Here is a 21,921-nt window from a genome sequence, read left to right on the forward strand (position 1 = left end):
GAACTGGAACGGAAGCGTGCCCGAAGGGCTAGACAAGCAAATAGTTTTGCTTTCAAGCTGGAGCGAGAGGAGCTCTGCGACGAACTGGAACGGAAGCGTGCCCGAAGGGCTAGACAAGCAAATAGTTTTGCTTTCAAGCTGAAGCGAGAGGAGCTCTGCGACGAACTGGAACGGAAGCGTGCCCGAAGGGCTAGACAAGCAAATAGTTTTGCTTTCAAGCTGAAGCGAGAGGAGCTCTGCGACGGACTGGAACGGAAGCGTGCCCGAAGGGCTAGACAAGGCGTAGGCGACACGCTTGCTTGGCGCGTCTCAAACACGGCACTGCTGCGAACATTTCGCGCGAAATAAATTTCACGCCTACAAAATGGTGAATGCCGAAGGGCTAGACAAGGTGTAGGCGACACGCTTGCTTGGCGCGTCTTAAGCATAGCGTTACTGTTAACATGTCGCGATGTCACGCGAAATAAATTTCACGCCTACATCAAAGACATTTAATCGCACAAAGAGACTATGAGACGCTGCGATGAAGAGTAAAGAAAGAAGTTTTGTCTTACTCATTTAATCTCGTTTACTTCTCTTTGTGCTAATGAAAACTAGTGATAAAGCCTTAATTAGTAGGCAGCTTAGAAGTCAACATACAAATTGTTAGGTTAAAGCTTCTTAGATTCTCGTATATACAAATAAGACTTCTAGACTAGTACTAAGTGAATGAGCCAAGAAGTACTTATTAACTATTTTGCAAAAAACTGTCACAAGTGAGCGTTTACTAAACACTCAGTCTTGCGAACATCTAGTTGCCATGCTTTAATTAGGCAGCAAAAAAATAAACAGATATGGTTTTATTTAAACTGGACGTTTTAAGAAAAATTATTTGGGAAATAACAATGGCGCTTAGCTGTAAAACAATTGTGACGTCATTTGCGTTACTAGCAATGACAGGCTGTACAATCATCCCCGGCAGCCATTTCGAAGGAATCGAGTCGGGCGAACAAGTAGATAATGTAGAGAAGGAACTCGAAAAGGTTAATATTCAAATCATTGACTCTTCTTTAATAAATCAACAAAAGCAATCTCAAGTTAAAAACTTCACGCCTTCCAGTTTAGATGGCATAGATACATCTAATTATCAGTACAAATTAGGTGTAGGTGATGTACTTACAATTGGTGTTTGGGATCACCCAGAGTTAACCATTCCAGCAGCAGTGCAACGTACAGCTGAGTTTGATGGCTTTCGTGTACAAGCCGATGGCACAATTACCTATGCATATGCACCTAATATTCAAGCCGCTGGTAAAACAGTACAACAAGTTCATAAAGAGCTTGTAAAGCGCCTAAGCCGAGTAATTGAAGAGCCACAGGTTGATGTAAAAGTGGTTGGCTTTAGAAGCCAAAAAGCGTATGTAACAGGCGAAGTAAACAAGCCAGGTGTATTACCAGTTACAGAGATCCCATTAACTTTAATCGATGCTCTAAACCAAGCCGGTGGCCTAACAGAAAGTGCTGACTGGCGTACCGTGACATTTACTCGCGGTGATAAAACAGAAATTATTAAGCTAGATGACTTTTATGCCCATGGCGATATTTCGCAAAACCGCTTATTGCAGCATGGCGATATTGTGCACGTAAGCCGAAACGATATGCAAAAAGTGTTTGTACTTGGCGATGTAAAGCGCGCTGGTACAGTGGGTGTTAATCGCTATGGTTTAAATTTAGCAGAAGCATTAAGCGATGCTGGCGGCCTTAACGAAAATACAGCAGATGCTAATGGTGTATTTGTTCTTCGCAAACGTAACTTAAACACTGATGGCGTAATTGCTGATGTATACCAACTTCATGCTAAGAATGTTGCTGCATTAGTGCTTGCTGAACAGTTTGAACTTGAACCGCACGACATTGTATATGTAACGTCAGCGCCGCTTGCACGTTGGAATCGTGTAATTAGCTTGCTGTTACCATCAGTTTCTACGATTGATCGTGTAAACGATGTTGCAAACACAAACTAAAGGTAGGCTGTATGTTTGATTCTGTATTAGTAGTTTGTGCAGGTAATATATGCCGAAGCCCAACTGCCGAATATGTATTAAAAAGTAAACTACTAGGTAAAAACGTAGCCGTTTCATCAGCTGGGCTGACCGCCCTAGAGGGTAAACCTGCCGATGCACAAGCAAAGCAAATTGCCACTGCTCATAATATTGATATGAGCGAGCACCAAGGCAGACAAATAACCTCAAATTTGGTGGCAAATAATAGCGTTATTTTAGCGATGGAGCAGCGCCACGTTAACGATTTGTGCGCACGTTACCCTCAAGCACGCGGCAAAACATTTTTACTAGGTAAATGGATTGGCGATAAAGAAATTCCCGATCCTTACCGCCAAAGTCAAGAAGCCTTTGAGCATGTTTACGCATTAATCGATAGCGCATGTAGCGCTTGGCAAAAGTATTTATAAGGAAAGGCTAGTACATGAATGCTCAGCCCACTGCATTAGCAGCAAACAATAAACAAAATAGAACAACGCAAGACCAAACCAGTCAAGAAATCGATTTAATGGCGTTATTAGGCGCATTAATCGACCGTAAGTATTTTATTGCAGCCGTCACCGCAGTATTTATGGCTGTGGGTGTGTTTTATGCGGTGTTTGCAACACCTGTTTACCAAGCAACAGCCATGATCCAAGTTGAAGACGGCGGTGCATCAGTGCCAGGCTTTGATGATATGGCGGGTATGTTTGAAAGTACATCTGCTGCTGTAACCGAAATAGAGCTACTTAAGTCACGCTCTGTGATAGGTGAAGCCGTCGATACTTTAAAGCTTGATATAGTAGCTGAACCTAAACTATTCCCGGTAATTGGTAATAGAGCGTTTCGTAAATTTACCCCAATGGAAGCAGGCGATTTAGCCGAATCAAGTTTTGGTGCATCGAGTTATGCTTGGGGTGGCGAGAGTGTTGATGTATTTAGGTTTGATGTACCACGCTCAGCTGTAGATGACGAGTTTGTATTGGTTGCAGGTGAAGGTACTGGTAAAAATAAAAGCTTTACTTTGTTAAATGACGAAGATGAAGTTATCTTGCAAGGTAAAGTGGGCGAAGAGCTAACTAACGGTAAATTTAACTTAACTATTCGCAGTTTAGTTGCTCGCCCGGGTACTGAATTTATACTAGTACGTAAAGATAGACTAAATGCAATACTCGATTTACAAAGAGATATTGGTGCAGCTGAAAAAGGCAAAGACTCAGGCATTATTAACTTAAGCCTGCAAAGCGAAAGCACACAATTTGCCGAAAAAGTACTTGATAAAGTAGCGGCTATTTATGTGCGCCGTAATGTAGAGCGTAATAGTGCAGAAGCGCAAAAATCACTCGAGTTTTTAGAAGTACAACTCCCTGAGGTTAAAAAGCAGCTTGAATATGCTGAGCAGCGTTTTAACGACTACCAAATCAAACGCCAATCAATCAACATTACATTAGAGACGCAAGGTGTACTTGAGCAAGTAGTAGAGCTTGAAACTAAACTACAAGAGCTTGAACTAAAGCGTTTAGAACTTAGCCGTAAATTTAAAGAGAGTCACCCAACCTACCAAGGCGTACTTGAACAAATCGAAGCCGTGCAAAAACAAAAACAAAACTTAGTGGGCGAAGTGGGCAACCTGCCAGAAACACAACAAGAGCTACTTCGTTTAAAACGTGATGTAGAAGTAAGCAACCAAATTTACACGCTACTTTTAAGTAAAACACAAGAGCTAGACATTGTACGTGCAGGTACTGTAGGTAATGTACGCATAATTGACCATGCAGAGGTAAATACCTCTAAGCCAGTTAAACCTAAAAAAGCATTAATAGTGGTAATGACAACCATGCTAGGCGGCATGTTAGCGGTAGCAATTGTACTTATTCAAAAAGCAATTCACAAAGGCGTAGAAGACCCTAACGAGATTGAAGCGCTAGGCCTGCCTGTATACGCAAGCGTACCATACTCAGATTATCAAGATAAACTCACCGGTTTTAGCCGAGCTAAAAAAGGGCGCAATAAGCCTAAAACCATTTTAGCGGTTGATAACCCTGCTGATTTATCGATAGAGGCACTGCGCAGTTTACGTACTAGTTTACACTTTGCGATGATGGAGGCAAAAAATAATATCATTGCAATATCTGGCCCAAGCCCAGGTGTGGGTAAGTCGTTTATATCAGTTAACTTGGCAACAGTGCTGGCGCAAAGTGGTAAAAAAGTACTGATCATCGATGCTGATATGCGCAAAGGCTATTTACAAACCCAGTTCGGCATGAAGTGGGACGATGGCTTAAGTGATCTACTATCGGGCCGACTAACGCTGGATCAAGTAACTAAAACATCACAAGTTAAAGATTTAGATGTGATCACTCGTGGACAAATACCGCCAAACCCGTCTGAGTTATTAATGCATAGCAACTTTACTAAGTTGGTCGAACAGGTAAAAGACAAATACGACATTGTAATAATTGATACACCACCTATTTTAGCGGTGACAGACCCTGCAATAGTAAGCGCGCATACAGGTACAACATTACTCGTAACACGTTTTGCTCAAAACCACGCCCGCGAGATTGAGCTGACACGTAATCGTTTTGAACAAAATGGCATTGATGTAAAAGGCGTAGTATTTAATGGTGTAGTTAAAAAAGCTAGCAATGCCTATGGATATTATGGCTATTATAATTACGAGTATAAATCTGGGAATTAGTTTAGTTCAGTTAAACAAAGCGCGGTTTTATACCGCATTTTAAAGAAACATGTAAGCGTAGGAATGGCTTTAGCCCTCTTACTTAGGTGTTAATTTTTGAAAACTTTTACCACCTATAACCTAAAATCGTAATGCAACAAAATAGCGCTACATTGATAGCTGCTATTAATTTAAATTTAGAAGAGTATTAAAATGCATCATTCATTAACGGACTTAAAGATTGGTATAATTGGTCTTGGCTATGTAGGGCTACCATTAGCAGTCGAATTTGGTAAAAAATATAAAACCTTAGGCTTCGATATTAATCAAGGGCGAGTGACACAATTAATTAATGGCCATGATGCTACATTAGAAGTTAGCGGTGAAGAGTTAAAACAATCACCAAACTTAAGTTATTCACACACAGTAAGTGACCTTGAAAGTTGTAATACATATATAGTAACTGTACCTACACCAATAGATGAGCACAAACAGCCTGATTTAACGCCGCTTATCAAAGCAAGCGAAATGCTTGGTAAAGTTGTTAAAAAAGGTGACATTATTATTTATGAATCAACTGTTTATCCTGGCGCAACTGAAGAAGCTTGTTTACCGGTTGTAGAAAAAGTGTCGGCGCTTAAATTTAATGATGACTTTTTTGCAGGCTACTCACCAGAGCGTATCAACCCAGGTGATAAGGAGCACCGAGTTACTAATATATTAAAAGTAACAAGTGGCTCAACACCTGAAATTGCTGAGTTAGTCGATCAACTATATAAATCCATAATCACTGCGGGTACGCATAAAGCGAGTTCTATTAAAGTGGCAGAAGCTGCAAAAGTAATTGAAAATACTCAGCGAGATGTAAACATTGCTTTAATTAATGAATTATCAATTATTTTTAATAAATTAGGTATTGATACGCTTGAAGTGCTAGAAGCAGCTGGCACTAAATGGAATTTTTTACCATTCCGCCCTGGTTTAGTTGGCGGGCACTGTATTGGTGTAGATCCATACTATTTGACCCACAAAGCACAAAGCGTAGGTTATCACCCTGAAATGATTTTAGCCGGTCGCCGATTAAACGATGGTATGGGTAAGCATGTAGTTTCTGAGCTTGTTAAAAAAATGCTTAAAAAGCGTATTCATGTTGAAGGTGCTAACGTGCTCGTAATGGGTTTAACATTTAAAGAAAACTGCCCTGACTTACGTAATACAAAAGTGGTTGATATTGTAAACGAGCTTAAAGAATACAATATTAATGTAGATGTGGTTGACCCTTGGTGTTCAAACGATGAAGCTGAGCACGAATATGGTTTAACGCTTACTAGTGAGCATAAGAAAAATAATTACGATGCAATCGTTCTTGCTGTTGGTCATAACGAATTTAAAGAGATGGGGGCAGAACAAATTAGAGCATTAGGTAAAGTAGAACATGTACTATATGATCTAAAATATGTTCTCCCTAAAGATAGCGTAGATATGCGTTTATAAGAACTCTCATTCTAACTTGCTGGGGCGTAAGCCCCATTCACTCTCAAAAAGTAATTCATAAAGGCAACCATGACTCGTTACGAACAAATTAAAACAGAAATAAAGGCTTCACCTAAAACTTGGTTAGTAACAGGTGTAGCAGGCTTTATAGGCTCAAACCTACTAGAACATTTATTAAAACTAGATCAAACTGTAATTGGTCTCGATAACTTTGCAACAGGTCACCAACATAATCTTGATGAAGTTCAGAGTTTAGTCACTGCTGAGCAGTGGACTAAGTTTACTTTTATAGAGGGGGATATTCGTGATTACCAAGATTGCGAAAATGCATTAGCTCATAATGTAGATTATGTTTTACACCAAGCTGCACTTGGCTCTGTACCTCGTTCTATTGCTGACCCAGTTACGACCAATGCTGCAAATGTTACTGGTTTTTTAAATATGCTACAAGCTGCAAAAGAGGCAAATGTGAAAAGCTTTACTTATGCAGCAAGTAGCTCAACATATGGCGACCATCCTGCATTACCAAAAGTTGAAGAAAATATTGGTAATCCACTATCACCTTACGCAGTAACAAAGTATGTAAATGAACTTTATGCAGGTGTTTATGCACGTACCTATGGGTTTAAAACAATAGGCTTACGTTACTTTAATGTGTTTGGTCAGCGACAAGATCCAAATGGTGCTTATGCTGCCGTAATCCCTAAGTGGACTGCAGCAATGATTGAAGGCGAAGACGTATTCATTAATGGTGATGGTGAAACAAGCCGAGATTTTTGTTTCATTGAAAATACTGTGCAAATGAATATCCTTGCAGCAATGGCCCCTGATGAAACAAAAGACCAAGTTTACAATGTAGCGGTTGGTGATAGAACAACTCTTAATGATTTATATAAATCAATTCAACACTCTCTTCAGGATTGTGATATTAATGTAACTCGAGATCCGATTTATCGAGACTTTAGAGCTGGTGATGTGCGTCATTCACAGGCAGATATTAGTAAAGCGATTAAAAAGTTAGGCTACAGCCCTGACTTTAAAATCTTGCAAGGTATTAGTAAAGCAATGCCATGGTATAAAAAGCTTTTGGCCAATACATAGGTTAATAATGCAGGGAATTATGCTTGATTAGTAAACATTTCAAATAGATGTGTTATTTATGCTTGCCAAAAAAAAAATATTTAAAAGTACTTTTTTACGAAATGTAATTTCCGTTGCATCAGGTGCAGCTGGAGCGCAGCTACTTACTTTGCTATTTATGCCGTTGATTACCAGGCTTTACAGTACAGAAGCATTTGGAGTGCTTGGAGTATTTACTGCACTTGTATTAGTTTTAACACCTTTAGTGTCTTTAACATATCCAATAGCTATTATCTTACCAAGACAAGATAGTGAAGCTAAAAGTGTTGCTAAGCTATGCGTGGTAATCGCTGCTATAATCTCCCTTGCTGTAACTGTTATAATTCTATGTGCGAATAAGCAAATAACAACTTGGTTTAATCTTCAATCATTAGAAAGTTACTTACTACTTGTCCCAATAGCATTATTTTTTTCAACGTTACAACAGGTGATGCTGCAATGGTTAATTCGAAAAAAACAGTTTAAAACTATCGGCAAAACTGCAATCACTCAATCTTTAATTATTAATGTTCTCAAGTCAGGTTTAGGTATTATTAACCCTGTCGGATGGGTATTGATTATTCTAGCTACAATTAGCCATGCATTATATGCTTTGCAACTATGGAGAGCTGGAAATAGGTGCTCTGAAGAAAAAGATAGAATACAAGGTTTTATGGCGGGAAGAGAGAACTTGAAAGATTTTGCATTTAATTACATCGCTTTTCCTTTATATAGAGCTCCCCAGCAATTTATCAACGCACTATCTCAAAGTTTACCAGTTATCATGTTAGCAACTTTTATTGGGGCTTCCTCTGCCGGTTTTTATGCTTTAGCGAAAAGCGTGATGGCAGCTCCAGTTGCTTTAATTGGTAAATCAGTAGGGGATGTTTTTTATCCACGTATAACTGATGCTGCTTATAGTGGACAGGATCTTTATAAATTAGTCAAAAAAGCAACATTATTGCTAGCGTTAATTGCTGTAGTTCCATTTATGACTGTTAGTTTTTTTGGGCCTGAACTATTTAGCGTATTTTTTGGAAAAGACTGGTTTGTTGCAGGTGAATATGCAAGATGGCTAGCATTATGGCTGTTATTTAGTTTACTAAACAAGCCATGTGTTGCCGCTCTGCCTGTATTAAACTTACAAAAGTATTTCCTATACTACGAAGTGATTGGAATTTTAATAAGTGCTGCAGGTCTTTATACATGTCTGGTGATTTTCAAAGATGATCTTCTTGCAATAAAGTGTTTTTCTCTAATTTGGATGTTTCTTAATATGTTTCTAATATCAGCAGTGCTTATAAGTTGTAAGAGTTTTAAAAGAGTCCCCGTTTTGTAAAGTTGAATGGTGGTTTTTATAATTACTAAATTTGTATTTTGCCAAAATAAATTAGTTTATTTTAATGTGTAGCTTAATAATTATTATATCAAAGAGAGGTTTTTTATGAATGAAGGGAGGTCACAGTTTTATTTTTTACAAATGGTTTTTCTTTTTGTAGGGGCTCTATTAATATGTTTTTTTTCCCCTGTGCAGGTAGATTTAGAGCTTGTTGGATTGGCGTTTGTTTTTATTTTTTTGGCTTTAGTATATTTTTTTTACATCAGAAAAAGAGCTGGGTTAAGTAAACATTCTTTTTCGCTAACAATGATTTTTATATTTTCTTATTTTATCGTTTTTTTTCAATTTCCTTTAGATTTATTGCTTTCTTCATTTTCAGATAATTCATTATATAATTCTCTTGTATATGATGAGTCAGTTTTAGTTGAATCTATTTGGTATTTGGTTTGCTTTTTCATTCTTTTATGCTTAGGTATGCATAGACAAGTTAATAGGATGTTGCGTTTTGAGGGGGGGGGGCGTAATTATAAACGAGTAATAACTAAACCATTTTTTTACTTATTCTATCTATTGTTTTTTATGCACCTATTGACTGTAGATGTTGGTTATTATGCTGGGGGAAGAAAAGGTGAATTAACGGGCTTAGCTGGGAGTATTTTAGGATATTTTGTTTTGCTTTTACCAGTATGTTTTGGTGTTGTTATCTATAACAGTAAAGTTACAGAAAGTTTGGGTAAGGTAACTGTGGTAGATTATGTTAAATTGTTTCCGTTACCGTTTACTATAATTCTAGTCTTATTCTCTTTTATTACATTTCTCGCTGGAGATCGAGGACCTGCTATTCGTACATTGATTCTATTAGTTTTCAGCTACTACATAATATCAAACACTAAAGTTTCAAATGTGAAATTTATCTTTATTATTATATTTGCTGGATTTTTCCTTAGTGTAATCAAATTTATAGGCGCAATAAATTATAATGAAGATTTAATCGGCAGTTTTTTATCGGCTATAGAACGTTTGAATGATTCATCAAAAGTAGAATCTATCTCACCATTTACAGCTGAGCTGTCTGCTTCATTTCGTGCTTATAATACCTCTTTTAGTCTTTGGAGTTCAGGGTATAGTCTTTATGGTGCTAGTGTGATAACTGGTTTTCTTATGAGTATACCTTATGGTGTTTCCTCTTTCATGCAAGTCTTTGAGTTAAGCAATGAAGATATTAATTCAGCATACACTATTACTACCCACGTAGGTGAAGTTTATGGTCTGGGTACTACAGTTGTAGGGGATTCTTTGTTAAATGTTGGTTTTATTCCAACGCTTATAATGGCTTATTTTATGGGGAGGTTATTTATAAAGATTGATTATACATTCTTTATTAAGAGAAATAGTGTTTATATCTATACATTAGGACTTTACTTTTTAATGAATGCCGTAAACCTTGCAAGAGGCTCTATCTTCCCTGCAATAGGAAATGTTATTTTTATATCTTGTCTTGTTTTTCTCATAGTTTCATTATTCCAAAAAAATAAATTAGTGCTGTCTGGAGCAGCGTAAAGGATTGTAAATGAATAATAAAAAAATAGCATTGTATCTACCAACTCTGGGTGGTGGCGGAGCTGAACGTTTTATGGTGCGCCTAGCTAATGGTCTAGCAGAGCGTAAATGCAATGTTGATTTAGTTGTGGTAAATGCCGTCGGTCCAAATCTAGAACGAGTATCAGAACGTGTAAATATAGTAGATTTAGGTTGTAGCCGAGTTTTATTTAGTTTCCCTAAACTAGTACATTACTTGCTTAAAGTGAAACCTACATCTATGATTTCAACACAAAATCACGCAAGTATGATGGCTATTCTTGCACATGCAGTTTCTTTTAGTCGTTCTAATTTATTCATACGACAAGCTACTATTTTGAATACTACAGAAGAAACAAAGAAATCATTCAAAATTATTCAAAAGCTATTTTTTTATCTAGCAAAGAAAACTGATATGGTAATTGCTACAACTGAAAAAATGAAAAGGGAGTTTCTTGAGGAAAGTAAGTTATCAGTAAAAAAAGTTGTAGTAATTCCAAACCCAATATCAATAGACTCCGTTGCCCGGTTATCAAAAGAGCAAGTTACTCATCCTTGGTTTACTAATGATAATATCCCTATAATTATTGCAGTAGGTCGCTTAGAGAATGTGAAAGGCTTTGATAAGTTAATAGAAGCATTTTCCTTACTCAGAGCTCAGATGCCTGCTCGATTAGTTATTTTGGGAGAAGGGAGCCTAAGGGAGCCCTTGGAAAGCTTAGCTAAAAGCCTAAATGTAAGTTCTCATATATGGATGCCAGGGTTCTTGAGTAATATCTATCCTTATCTAAGTGGTGCAGACGTGTTTGCTTTAACTTCTGACTATGAAGGCTTCCCTAATGGAATGCTTGAGGCAATGGCTTGTGGGACTAGCGTGGTTGCTTTTAACTGCCCAGGTGGTGTAAGTGAAATACTTGAAGACGGTAATTGGGGGGCACTTGTTCGACCTGGAGATCTTCAAGAGTTAAGCAAAGCATTGCATACTGCGCTAATATCAACTGAAAATCCTGATACTATTTTACGAGCAAAGGATTTTTCTTTTGACTTAGTTATTGAAAAATATTTAGAGTTATTATTGCCCAATAATAAATGTAGATAGTTAATATTTCAATAATGGCTTTTAAAACCTAAATATAGTTAGTTTTTCTAACATGTAAATACTTCAAGGTTGCATCGTGTTTAGTTAATGACCTTGTGAAACTTAAAATTTAAATAAATAATTTTTATACGCTATTAAGGAATATCATTGAATATTATACATTGCATTTCAGCAGCGGCAGCTGGCGGTGCTGAAATTTATGTTAAAGATCTCGCAATCGCAATGGTTCGTAAAGGACATAATGTACATATATGTTTTTTGTCCCATGCGTATGAAGTTGGTAGGGATGCTGAATTTGAAAAAAAATTCCTAGATGACCTAACAAGTAATAATATTAGCTTTTCATTTATTGGGAACAAAGCAAGAAAAAATCCTTTTTATGGCTTTATGAAATTAAGAGGGGTAGTGAAAGGCTTTAAAGCAGATGTTTTACACTGTCATTTATATTATATGGCAATTTTTTCATTAGGAATTATAGGTGTAAAAGTTTTTTATACGCATCATAATATAAAGCTTAATGCACACCCTTTAATGTATAAGTTGTTAAATCTAAGGGTTAATACGTATATAGGTATATGTCTTAACTGTACTAAACTTTTAAAGTCAGTTACCAATAAAAATGTAGTTAGGATTGATAATGCAGTTAATGAAAATAAAATTATTAGGCAGCCAGCTCAGCTTGTTAAGTCAAAACCTGTAAAGGTGATTATGGTTGGGGGATTAGCAGAACAAAAAAACTACTTGCTTATGCTAAATGCAGTAACATACCTTAACGATTTAGATTTTCAGGTTATTATTGCAGGTGAAGGTCCTTTGAAAGAGCTAATTATAGAGGAAATACACAAGTTAAATATAAGCAACAAGGTAACGTTAATAGGGAATTGTAATGATGTGCCAAAGCTCTTATCAGGGGGAGATATTTTTGCTATGAGCTCTCTTTGGGAAGGCTTGCCGATTTCGTTGCTCGAAGCTACGCTAACTGGGTTGCCTGTTATAGTCACAAATGTTGGTGGTTGCTCTGAAGTTGTACATAATTGTTACAATGGTGTTGTTGTCGACGAACTAAATCCCACTAGTTATGCTCGAGGCTTACGTAAATTAATTGAATTAAATGCACATAGAGAGTTTTATTCAAATAATGCTATTAACTTCTCAGCCAGGTACACCATAAGTTATAGCCTCAATAAACACTTAGATTTATATGATAAAGTGTAACTCTTTATATGCCTAGCTAGAATGATTTTTTTAATTTTTTAGCCATAATTGTAATTTTATCTAATATAAACTGACCCTGAACAACATAAGAGAATAGATTATAGAATGAAAGTCTTAATAATTGGTACTCTTCCTTCTTCCTTATATAATTTTAGAGGGCAATTACTTCGGTGCCTCACTGATATAAGTACTTCAGTTAAAGCTTTAGCATCAGGCGCGACAGATACTGAAATTGAGACTGTTGAGCTGTTAGGTGCAGAGTATATTGATTACCCTGTTAGCCGTAGCGGCTTAAACCCTACAACAGATATTAAAACTTTTAAATATTTGCGAAATGTGTTTATAGAGCAGCAGCCTAACTTGATTTTAGCTTATACTATTAAGCCAATTATTTGGGGGGCATTTTCAGCGCGTAGTGTACCAAACTGTCGCTTTTATGCTTTAGTCACAGGTCTAGGCTTTGCTTTCCAAGATGGTAATTGGAAAAAAAAGCTTTTAATGAAATTGGTTATTTTTTTATATAAAACAGCTTTAAAAAGAGCTGAAAAAGTTATTTTTCAAAACCCTGATAATAGGCAAGTATTTATTGATTTAGGGATTGTATCAGAGCTCAAAACGGCTATTGTCAATGGTTCAGGGGTTGATGTTTTGCACTTCGAGGTAAAACCTCTGCCTACATTACCTAAATTCTTATTAATTGCTAGGTTGCTAGGTGATAAAGGTATTCGTGAATACATACAAGCCGCAAATATAGTAAAACAAAAGTACCCTAATGCAGTTTTCAACTTAGTTGGCCCAGAAGATCCTTCACCAGATGGAATCACTGTAGATGAAATTACACGTTTAAATAGCTTTAATGCAGTAAAATACTTGGGTGCGACAAATGATGTTCGACCATACATAGAGGACTGTAGTATTTTTGTTTTGCCTTCATATCATGAGGGCTTACCTCGAACAGTGTTAGAGGCAATGGCTACAGGCCGTCCGATCTTAACTACAGATGTACCTGGTTGTCGTGAAACTGTAGTTAATGGTGAAAACGGTTGGCTAGTTGAAAAAGCAAATGTCGACCAATTAGTTGAACGTATGATTTGGTTTATTGAAAACCAAGAGCAATGGCAAACTATGGCAAAAAATAGTAGAAGAATGGCAATGGAAAAGTTTGATGTAAAGAAAGTGAACACTGACTTACTTAAAATTATGGAGTTAGTTAAATGAAGCGAGCTTTTGACTTTATAGTAGCTTTTTGTGCTTTGTTAGTTTTATTACCTGCTATTGTTATTGTCGCTTTATTAACTCGTTTTAAATTAGGCTCGCCTATTTTGTTCACACAAGAACGGCCAGGTCTAAATGGCAATGTATTTAAAATGATCAAGTTTAGAACAATGCTCGATGGTAAAGACAAGTATGGTAATTTATTACCTGATAATGAGCGAATGACTAAATTTGGTGCTTTTTTACGCTCCACTAGCCTCGACGAGTTACCTGGGCTATTTAATGTACTTAAAGGCGATATGAGTTTGGTGGGGCCTAGGCCATTATTAGTGCAATACTTACCACTTTATAATGCTGAACAAGCGCGTCGACATGCTGTGCGCCCAGGTATAACAGGGTGGGCACAAGTAAATGGGCGTAATGCCATTAGCTGGGAAGATAAATTTAAACTTGATGTTTGGTATGTTGATAATCAAAGTTTTTGGCTCGATATAAAAATACTATTTTTAACGGTTAAAAAAGTATTTGTACGTGAAGGTATTAGTGCAGACGGTCATGTAACTATAGAGCCTTTTAAAGGCACAAAGAATGAATAACCAAATTAAAAAATTAGCTATTGTAGGTGCCAGCGGGCATGGTAAAGTCGTTGCCGATTTAGCAGAAGTACTTGGCTATAAAGTTTGTTTTTATGATGACGCTTACCCAACAAAAACACAACTTGAGCACTGGGACATAGTCGGTACTTTTAACGACTTATTAGCTTGTAAAGTCGAAAATGTTGAGGTGATTGTTGCAATTGGCAACAACGTAGTTCGAAAACAAAAATGCAATGAGCTAAAGCAATTCGGTTTTGATTTAGCTAGGTTAATACATCCCTCCGCAACTGTAAGTCAGTACGCAAAAGTAGCAGAGGGTACTGTTATACTTGCTGGTGCTGTAATTAATGCCTTTGCTGAAATTAGCTCTGGTTGCATAATAAATACATCAGCAGTTATTGAGCACGACACTAAAATTGGTGAGTGTTCACATATTTGTCCGAATACGGCTTTGGCTGGTGCTGTTACTATTGGTGAATGTTGCTGGATAGGTATTGGTAGCCAAGTTATCCAATTAATTTCAATTGGTGATAACACCTTGGTTGGTGCTGGTAGTGTGGTGGTTAAGAACTTACCTGCTGATGTAACTGCATTTGGGTCTCCTGCAGTAGTGGTTAAATGTTGCAAGTAAAGAAATACTCGCAATTTATAAAAATGATGGATTAATTTACAAATGTTAAACACCCCTTTTTCTCCGTGGCCAAGCTTTACTCAGGAAGAAGCTGATGCTGTTAGCCGCGTTATTTTATCGAATAAAGTTAATTATTGGACCGGTACAGAAGGCCGTGAATTTGAGAAGGAGTTTGCAGCTTGGGCCGATAGTAAATATGCCGTGGCCTTGGGTAATGGCACATTAGCTTTAGACATTGCATTAAAAGCATTAAATGTAGGTGAAGGTGATGAAGTAATTACTACTCCGCGTACGTTTTTAGCTTCTGCAAGTAGTATTGTGACTGCAGGTGCAACTCCTGTATTTGCCGATGTTGACTTAAATAGCCAAGCGATTACAGCCGAGTCTATTAAAGCGGTGCTAACGCCTAAAACGAAAGCCGTTATTGTTGTGCATCTAGCGGGTATGCCTGCAGAAATGGATGCCATAATGGCGCTCAGTGAACAGCATGGCTTTTATGTAATTGAAGATTGCGCGCAAGCGCACGGTGCTAAATATAAAGGTAAGTCAGTTGGTAGTATTGGCCATGTAGGTGCATGGAGTTTCTGCCAAGATAAAATAATGACTACGGGTGGCGAAGGCGGCATGGTTACCACAAACTCTAAAGAGTTATGGAGTAAAATGTGGAGCTATAAAGATCATGGAAAAAGCTTTGACGCAATATATAACCGTGAGCACCCACCAGGCTTTAGATGGTTGCACGAAAGCTTTGGTACTAACTGGCGTATGACTGAAATGCAAGCTGTTATTGGCCGTATTCAGTTAACTCGCATGAGCGATTGGACAGCAAAACGCAATGCTTATGGTGCACAGTTAGACCAAGCTGCAAGTGGATTTGATTGTATTCGCTTAGTATCAGTACCGGAACACATTGAGCATGCAGAATATAAGCATTACATGTTTATTAAACCTGAATGCTTAGCTGAAGGTTGGGACCGCGACCGTATTGTAAACGAAATTGTTGCCCGTGGCGTACCTTGCTTTCAAGGTAGTTGTTCTGAGGTGTATTTAGAAAAAGCATTTGATAACACACCGTGGCGGCCTACCAAGCGTTTGCCTAATGCCGTAGAGTTAGGTGAAACCTCAATTATGTTTTTAGTACACCCGACTTTAACTGAAGCTGAAATACTAAAAACAACTCAGGTTATGAAAGTTGTGTTTGAGTTGGCGAATAAGTGAAAATATAACCTTTAATAAAGATGCTAGGCGTTAGAGAAACTAAGGCCTAGACTTTTTATCTTCAATAACTCTTTAAAAATCATGCACTAGTATTATTGTATTAGTTTGATGGTTAGGTTCATTTATTTCGGCTATAATTCATAAAAATTTAACAATCGTTAAGCTAGCTGTAAGCTTAGGTTGGTATCTTATTGACAAAAACAAGACAGGGAACTTGTTGTGGATAATTTTATTCGCTCTATATTAAATTCATCACGTGCCACAAAGCGTATCATTACGTTGTTTATTGACTCGCTATTTATTATGTCGGCGTTTTGGCTAGCACTTATTGTTAGACTAGATAGTATGGCCCCTCTTAGTAAGCTTGATAATTGGATGTTACTTGCTTTTCTTGTACCTACCGCATTATTCACGTTTATTAACTTAGGTTTATATCGTGCTGTGTTGCGCTATATGAACTCTCAGGCATTGTGGGCAATTGTATTAGGTACAATTATTAGTACGGTCGTTTTGGTTCTTCTTGCTTTTTTTATTGGTGTTGAAATACCACGTACTATGCCGTTTATTTTTGCTTGGTTATGTTTATTAACCGTTGGCGGTGCGCGAATTGTTGTACGAGCCATGATAGGCAAGTTAACTACGGCAAATAAAGAGTCGGTTATTATTTACGGTGCGGGTTCATCTGGTAGGCAGCTTGCTACTGCGTTAGGGGCTGGACCTGAGTATTTTGTTCGTGCCTTTATTGATGATGACGAAACAAAGCAAGGCTCTATTATTCAGGGTATTCCTGTAATTGCGTTTAAAGATATTTATGACCTAATAAACAAGGGTAAAGCAAGCAAAGTTTTATTAGCAATGCCAAGCGAGAGCAGAGCTCGCAGAAAAGAGATACTTGCCCAGCTTGAACCGCTTTCTATTAAAGTGCTCTCTATTCCAGGAATGGCCGATGTAATTGAAGGTAAAGCAAAGCTTTCTGAATTTAGAGATGTAGAAATCGAAGACTTGCTAGGCCGTGACTGTGTTGCCCCTAAGCCTCATCTGTTATCTGCAAATATTAAAAACAAAGTGGTTATGGTTACTGGCGCTGGTGGCTCTATTGGCTCTGAGTTGTGTAGGCAAATTGTAAAGCAGAAGCCAACCAAGCTTGTGTTGTTTGAGTTAAGTGAGTTTGGTTTATATTCAATAGAAAAAGAGCTTGCTGAGTACGTTACAAATAACGAGCTTGATGTAGAGCTGATCCCTATAATGGGCTCTGTACAGCGTATAAACCGTATTGAAACAGTAATGATTGCGTTTGGTGTACAAACGGTTTACCACGCAGCTGCTTATAAACATGTACCCCTTGTTGAGCATAACGTTGTTGAAGGGGTACGTAATAACGTATTTGGTACTTACTATACAGCAAAGGCTGCGGTAAATGCTAAAGTTGAAACTTTTGTACTTATATCTACCGATAAGGCCGTACGCCCAACAAACGTTATGGGTGCAACTAAGCGTATGGCAGAGCTTTGTTTACAAGGGTTGGCGCAAAATAAAGGTAAAGGCCATAATACTCGTTTTTGTATGGTTCGATTTGGTAATGTATTGGGCTCGAGTGGTTCTGTTGTACCACTATTTCGTAGGCAAATACGCGAAGGTGGCCCAATTACTTTAACCCATCAAGATATTACCCGCTTTTTTATGACCATACCTGAGGCCGCCCAACTTGTTATACAAGCTGGTGCAATGGGCAAAGGCGGTGATGTATTTGTGCTCGATATGGGTGAGTCGGTTAAAATAAAAGACCTTGCAAGCAAGATGATTCGCTTATCTGGTTTTGAAGTAAAAGACAAAAATAACCCTCATGGCGATATTGAAATAGTATGTACAGGTTTAAGGCCGGGTGAAAAGCTGTACGAAGAGTTACTTATAGGCGATAACGTTGGAGAAACATCGCATGAGCGTATCATGACGGCCAATGAAGTAATGTTACCGTTGGCCGAGCTTAATGTATTTTTAGATGCGCTTGATGTAGCCTGTCATAACTTTGATCACGAAATCATTAGGCAGCTTTTACTCGATGCGCCTACTGGCTTTAACCCAACTGACGGTATTTGCGATCTTGTTTGGAATGCTAAAAAAATCTACAAAAACTCCAGCTCAGCCCCTACCAATAAAGTTGTAAACCTACAAGGTTAAGCAACATTAATTGTTGAACATTGATCAGGCAGCTTAGCTTAAAGGCTAAGCTGCTTTTTGTATTTTAGTGTTTTTAAGTATCAAATCTATTAACTGTATAAAACACAAAGTGCTAAAATTACTTAAACCCCCTAGTTTTGAAGGTAACTTAATGAAAATTGCCGTATTTGGTACAGGTTATGTTGGTTTATCAAACGCGCTATTACTCGCGCAGCACAATCAAGTTATTGCTGTTGATATAGACGAAAACAAAGTTGCACTTTTAAAAGATAAGCAGTCTCCTATTGTAGATACTGAAATTAGTGATTTTTTACAAAATAAATCACTTAATTTTACTGCTACAACAGATAAAACATTGGCACTTAAAGGTGCTGAATTTGTTGTAATTGCTACCCCTACAGATTACGACCCAGAAACCAACTATTTTAATACGCGCTCTGTTGAATCTGTAATTTCTGATGTTTTAGCGATTAACCCAAGTGCGACTATGATTATTAAGTCTACGGTCCCTGTTGGTTATACTAAATCGATTAAAGAAGGCTTTAATACCAGTAATATTATTTTTTCGCCAGAGTTCTTGCGTGAAGGTAAAGCGCTTTACGATAATTTGCACCCGTCACGTATTATTGTGGGTGAGCAAAGTGAGCGCGCACAAGTTTTCGCTAATTTATTAGCACAAGGTGCAGTAAAGCAAAATATTGATGTGCTGTTTACAGACTCTACTGAAGCAGAAGCAATTAAGCTTTTTTCTAACACTTACCTTGCAATGCGCGTTGCTTATTTTAACGAGCTAGACAGCTACGCTGAAAACCATGGTTTAGATGCAAAGCAGATCATTCAAGGTGTTGGCTTAGACCCGCGCATTGGCAAGCATTATAATAACCCTTCATTCGGTTATGGTGGTTACTGCTTACCTAAAGATACTAAACAGTTATTAGCGAACTACCAAGATGTACCTAACAATATGATTCGCGCAATTGTTGATGCTAATACTACCCGTAAAGACTTTATTGCTAATTCTATTATTGCCCGAAGCCCTAAAGTTGTTGGTATTTATCGCTTAGTAATGAAGTCTGGTTCAGATAACTTTAGAGCTTCTGCTATTCAAGGTGTAATGAAACGCATAAAAGCAAAAGGCATTGAAGTTGTTATTTATGAACCAAGTTTACAAGAGGATTCATTCTTTAATTCTCGTGTTATTAAATCGCTAGATGAGCTTAAACAAACATCTGATGTAATCATTTCGAACCGTATGGCTGAAGAGTTACAAGATGTTGCAGAAAAAGTTTATACACGTGATTTATTTGGTAGTGATTAAGCCGAAATAGCTTTGAGCCGAATCTGCACATTCGCTGCAGAGGTGGTTGATGGTAGCGTAGGCGTGAAATATATTTCGCGCGAATATGTTTTCACAAAGAGGAAAGAATGAGGAAGTGATAATAATGCTTTTTGTTTTCTCTAAAGCGAAGCGCCTCTTGGCCTCACTGTGAATTTTAGGGAAGATCTTTTTGCACAAAGAGAAGAGAATGAGAAGAGAATGAGGAAGTGGTAATAATGCTTTTTGTTTCCTCTAAAGCGAAGCGCCTCTTGGTCTCACTGTGAATTTTACCGAAGATCTTTTTGCACAAAGAGAAGTGAATGAGAAAATAATGAGGAAGTGAAAATTATGCTTTTTGTTTCCTCTAAAGCGAAGCGCCTCTTGGCCTCATTGTGAATTTTACCGAAGATCTTTTTGCACAAAGAGAAGTGAATGAGAAAAGAATGAGGAAGTGAAAATTATGCTTTTTGTTTTCTCTAAAGCAAAGCGTCTCTTGGCCTCACTGTGAATTTTACCGAAGATCTTTTTGTACAAAGAGAAGTGAATGAGAAAATAATGAGGATGAGATAATCATGCTTTAGTTTTCTCTAAAGCGAAGCGCCTCTTGGCCTCACTGTGAATTTTAGGGAAGATCTTTTTGCACAAAGAGAAGTGAATGAGAAAATAATGAGGAAGTGAAAATTATGCTTTTTGTTTCCTCTAAAGCGAAGCGCCTCATTATCTCTTTGTGAATATTTGGTTTCTCTATGAAGCCACTCTTCACTCTCATTAAGTCAAATGAATTGGCAGCCACCGGGCTCAATAAGATAGGAATATAATGAAATATTTAGTTACTGGCGCTGCAGGTTTTATTGGTGCAGCTACAAGTCAAAAATTACTAGCGCAAGGTCATGTTGTTGTTGGTGTTGATAATTTAAATGATTATTACGATGTAAATTTAAAGCATGCGCGTCTGGCTCAGTTTGAACAGAACGAAAATTTTACTTTTATCAAGTTAGATATTGCAGATAGAGCCGCAATGGCTGAGTTGTTTGCCCGCGAGCAATTTGACCGTGTAATTCATTTAGCAGCTCAAGCCGGTGTGCGTTATTCAATTGAAAACCCAGATGCATACGCAGACTCAAACTTAATTGGGCATTTAAATGTTTTAGAAGGGTGTCGTCATAATAAAGTTGCGCATTTAGTTTATGCTTCGTCTAGCTCAGTTTATGGCTTGAACGAAAAAACACCATTTGAAACCACCGACACCGTTGATCACCCTGTTTCGTTTTATGCTGCGACAAAAAAAGCTAATGAACTTATGGCGCACAGTTACTCGCACTTGTATAACTTGCCGACCACAGGCTTACGCTTTTTTACAGTTTATGGCCCGTGGGGTCGCCCAGATATGGCGCCGTTTATTTTTACTAAAAAAATGCTTGATGGCGATACCATCGATATAAATAACAATGGCGATATGTGGCGTGACTTTACCTACATTGACGATATTGTCGAGGGTGTTGTACGTGCAGCCGATGTAGTGCCTGAACGTGATGAAAATTGGAAAGTAGAAACAGGCTCGCCTGCATCAAGTTCTGCGCCATTTAAGGTTTATAATATTGGTCATGGCAGCCCTATTAATTTAATAAAATTTATTGAGGCCATTGAGTCTGAATTAGATATTGAAGCGAAAAAGAACTTTCGCGAAATGCAGGCCGGTGATGTTTATAAAACCTATGCCGATACACAAGGCTTATTTGCAGCAACTGGTTATAAACCAGCGGTTGGGGTAGAGCAAGGCGTGGCTGAGTTAATCAGCTGGTATAAAGGTTTTTATAACAAATAATTGCTTCGCATTGTGTGGCATTAAGAACGCACCTAGCAATCGCGGTGCCTAAGGCTATGTAGGCGTGAAATTTATTTCGCGCGAAAGCCTATTCACAAAGAGAAGAAAGTGAGAGTAAATGAGGAAAAACTTACTGGTTTTCTCTTTAGCGTAGCGTCTCATAACCTTTTTGTGCAATAAAATGTCTTTGATGTAGGCGTGAAATTTATTTCGCGCGAAAGCCTATACACAAAGAGAAGAAAGTGAGAGTAAATGAGGAAAAACTTACTGGTTTTCTCTTTAGCGTAGCGTCTCATAGCCTCTTTGTGCAATAAAGAGTCTTTGATGTAGGCGTGAAATTTGTTACCTGCGAAAATAATTGCACAAAGAGAAGAGAGTGAGAGTAAATGAGGAAAAAC

At 37.7% G+C, this 21,921-nt stretch carries 16 protein-coding genes; all 16 read left to right on the plus strand.

The annotated features are described in order from the left end of the window. Positions 1-884 precede the first annotated feature (884 nt). The 16 genes from JIG37_RS01715 to JIG37_RS01790 all read left to right on the plus strand — a co-directional run bounded on the left by JIG37_RS01715 (position 885) and on the right by JIG37_RS01790 (position 21,523). Complete coding sequence (locus JIG37_RS01715) at positions 885-2,003, plus strand: polysaccharide export protein (protein WP_199528523.1); 1,119 nt, start codon at positions 885-887, stop codon at positions 2,001-2,003. A gap of 11 nt (positions 2,004-2,014) precedes the next feature. Beyond that, positions 2,015-2,449 (plus strand): low molecular weight protein-tyrosine-phosphatase, encoded by a 435-nt coding sequence (locus JIG37_RS01720; RefSeq protein WP_199528525.1) that lies wholly within the window; start codon positions 2,015-2,017, stop codon positions 2,447-2,449. A gap of 14 nt (positions 2,450-2,463) precedes the next feature. After that, on the plus strand, positions 2,464-4,719 hold the full coding sequence (locus JIG37_RS01725; RefSeq protein ID WP_199528527.1) for a polysaccharide biosynthesis tyrosine autokinase: 2,256 nt from the start codon (positions 2,464-2,466) through the stop codon (positions 4,717-4,719). Positions 4,720-4,911: 192 nt separating this feature from the next. After that, the gene (gene tviB / locus JIG37_RS01730; protein ID WP_199528529.1) at positions 4,912-6,192 is read left to right on the plus strand and encodes a Vi polysaccharide biosynthesis UDP-N-acetylglucosamine C-6 dehydrogenase TviB; all 1,281 of its coding nucleotides are present in this window, start codon (positions 4,912-4,914) and stop codon (positions 6,190-6,192) included. 69 nt (positions 6,193-6,261) lie between these two features. Continuing rightward, a complete protein-coding gene (locus JIG37_RS01735) occupies positions 6,262-7,293 on the plus strand; it encodes an NAD-dependent epimerase/dehydratase family protein (RefSeq protein WP_199528531.1) in 1,032 nt (343 codons plus the stop codon). Between the two features lie 58 nt (positions 7,294-7,351). After that, positions 7,352-8,650: an oligosaccharide flippase family protein gene (locus JIG37_RS01740; protein ID WP_199528533.1), complete on the plus strand. Its 1,299-nt coding sequence runs from the start codon at positions 7,352-7,354 to the stop codon at positions 8,648-8,650. 105 nt (positions 8,651-8,755) lie between these two features. Continuing rightward, positions 8,756-10,210, plus strand: a complete 1,455-nt coding sequence (locus tag JIG37_RS01745) for a hypothetical protein (RefSeq protein ID WP_199528535.1) — start codon at positions 8,756-8,758, stop codon at positions 10,208-10,210. A 10-nt stretch (positions 10,211-10,220) separates the two neighbouring features. Continuing rightward, positions 10,221-11,327 carry a glycosyltransferase gene (locus JIG37_RS01750; protein ID WP_199528537.1) on the plus strand — a complete coding sequence of 369 codons (1,107 nt, stop codon included), beginning with the start codon at positions 10,221-10,223 and terminating at the stop codon, positions 11,325-11,327. A gap of 147 nt (positions 11,328-11,474) precedes the next feature. Continuing rightward, complete coding sequence (locus tag JIG37_RS01755; RefSeq protein ID WP_199528538.1) at positions 11,475-12,542, plus strand: glycosyltransferase; 1,068 nt, start codon at positions 11,475-11,477, stop codon at positions 12,540-12,542. Between the two features lie 105 nt (positions 12,543-12,647). Then, entirely contained in the window at positions 12,648-13,760 is a 1,113-nt protein-coding gene (locus JIG37_RS01760; RefSeq protein ID WP_199528540.1) for a glycosyltransferase family 4 protein, read from the plus strand. Beyond that, positions 13,757-14,353, plus strand: coding sequence for a sugar transferase (locus tag JIG37_RS01765; RefSeq protein WP_199528542.1), 597 nt, complete (start codon positions 13,757-13,759; stop codon positions 14,351-14,353). The genes JIG37_RS01760 and JIG37_RS01765 overlap by 4 nt, the downstream gene beginning before the upstream one ends. Continuing rightward, a complete protein-coding gene (locus JIG37_RS01770; protein ID WP_199528543.1) occupies positions 14,346-14,984 on the plus strand; it encodes an acetyltransferase in 639 nt (212 codons plus the stop codon). The genes JIG37_RS01765 and JIG37_RS01770 overlap by 8 nt, the downstream gene beginning before the upstream one ends. A 42-nt stretch (positions 14,985-15,026) precedes the next feature. Next, the gene (locus JIG37_RS01775) at positions 15,027-16,202 is read left to right on the plus strand and encodes a DegT/DnrJ/EryC1/StrS aminotransferase family protein (RefSeq protein WP_138602534.1); all 1,176 of its coding nucleotides are present in this window, start codon (positions 15,027-15,029) and stop codon (positions 16,200-16,202) included. A gap of 219 nt (positions 16,203-16,421) precedes the next feature. Beyond that, a complete protein-coding gene (locus JIG37_RS01780) occupies positions 16,422-18,380 on the plus strand; it encodes a nucleoside-diphosphate sugar epimerase/dehydratase (protein ID WP_199528545.1) in 1,959 nt (652 codons plus the stop codon). A gap of 151 nt (positions 18,381-18,531) precedes the next feature. Then, a complete protein-coding gene (locus JIG37_RS01785) occupies positions 18,532-19,698 on the plus strand; it encodes a nucleotide sugar dehydrogenase (RefSeq protein WP_199528547.1) in 1,167 nt (388 codons plus the stop codon). A gap of 817 nt (positions 19,699-20,515) precedes the next feature. After that, complete coding sequence (locus JIG37_RS01790) at positions 20,516-21,523, plus strand: NAD-dependent epimerase (RefSeq protein WP_199528549.1); 1,008 nt, start codon at positions 20,516-20,518, stop codon at positions 21,521-21,523. Positions 21,524-21,921 lie beyond the last annotated feature (398 nt).

The organism is Pseudoalteromonas sp. bablab_jr010 (assembly GCF_016464105.1).
Classification (GTDB): Bacteria; Pseudomonadota; Gammaproteobacteria; order Enterobacterales; family Alteromonadaceae; genus Pseudoalteromonas; species Pseudoalteromonas simplex.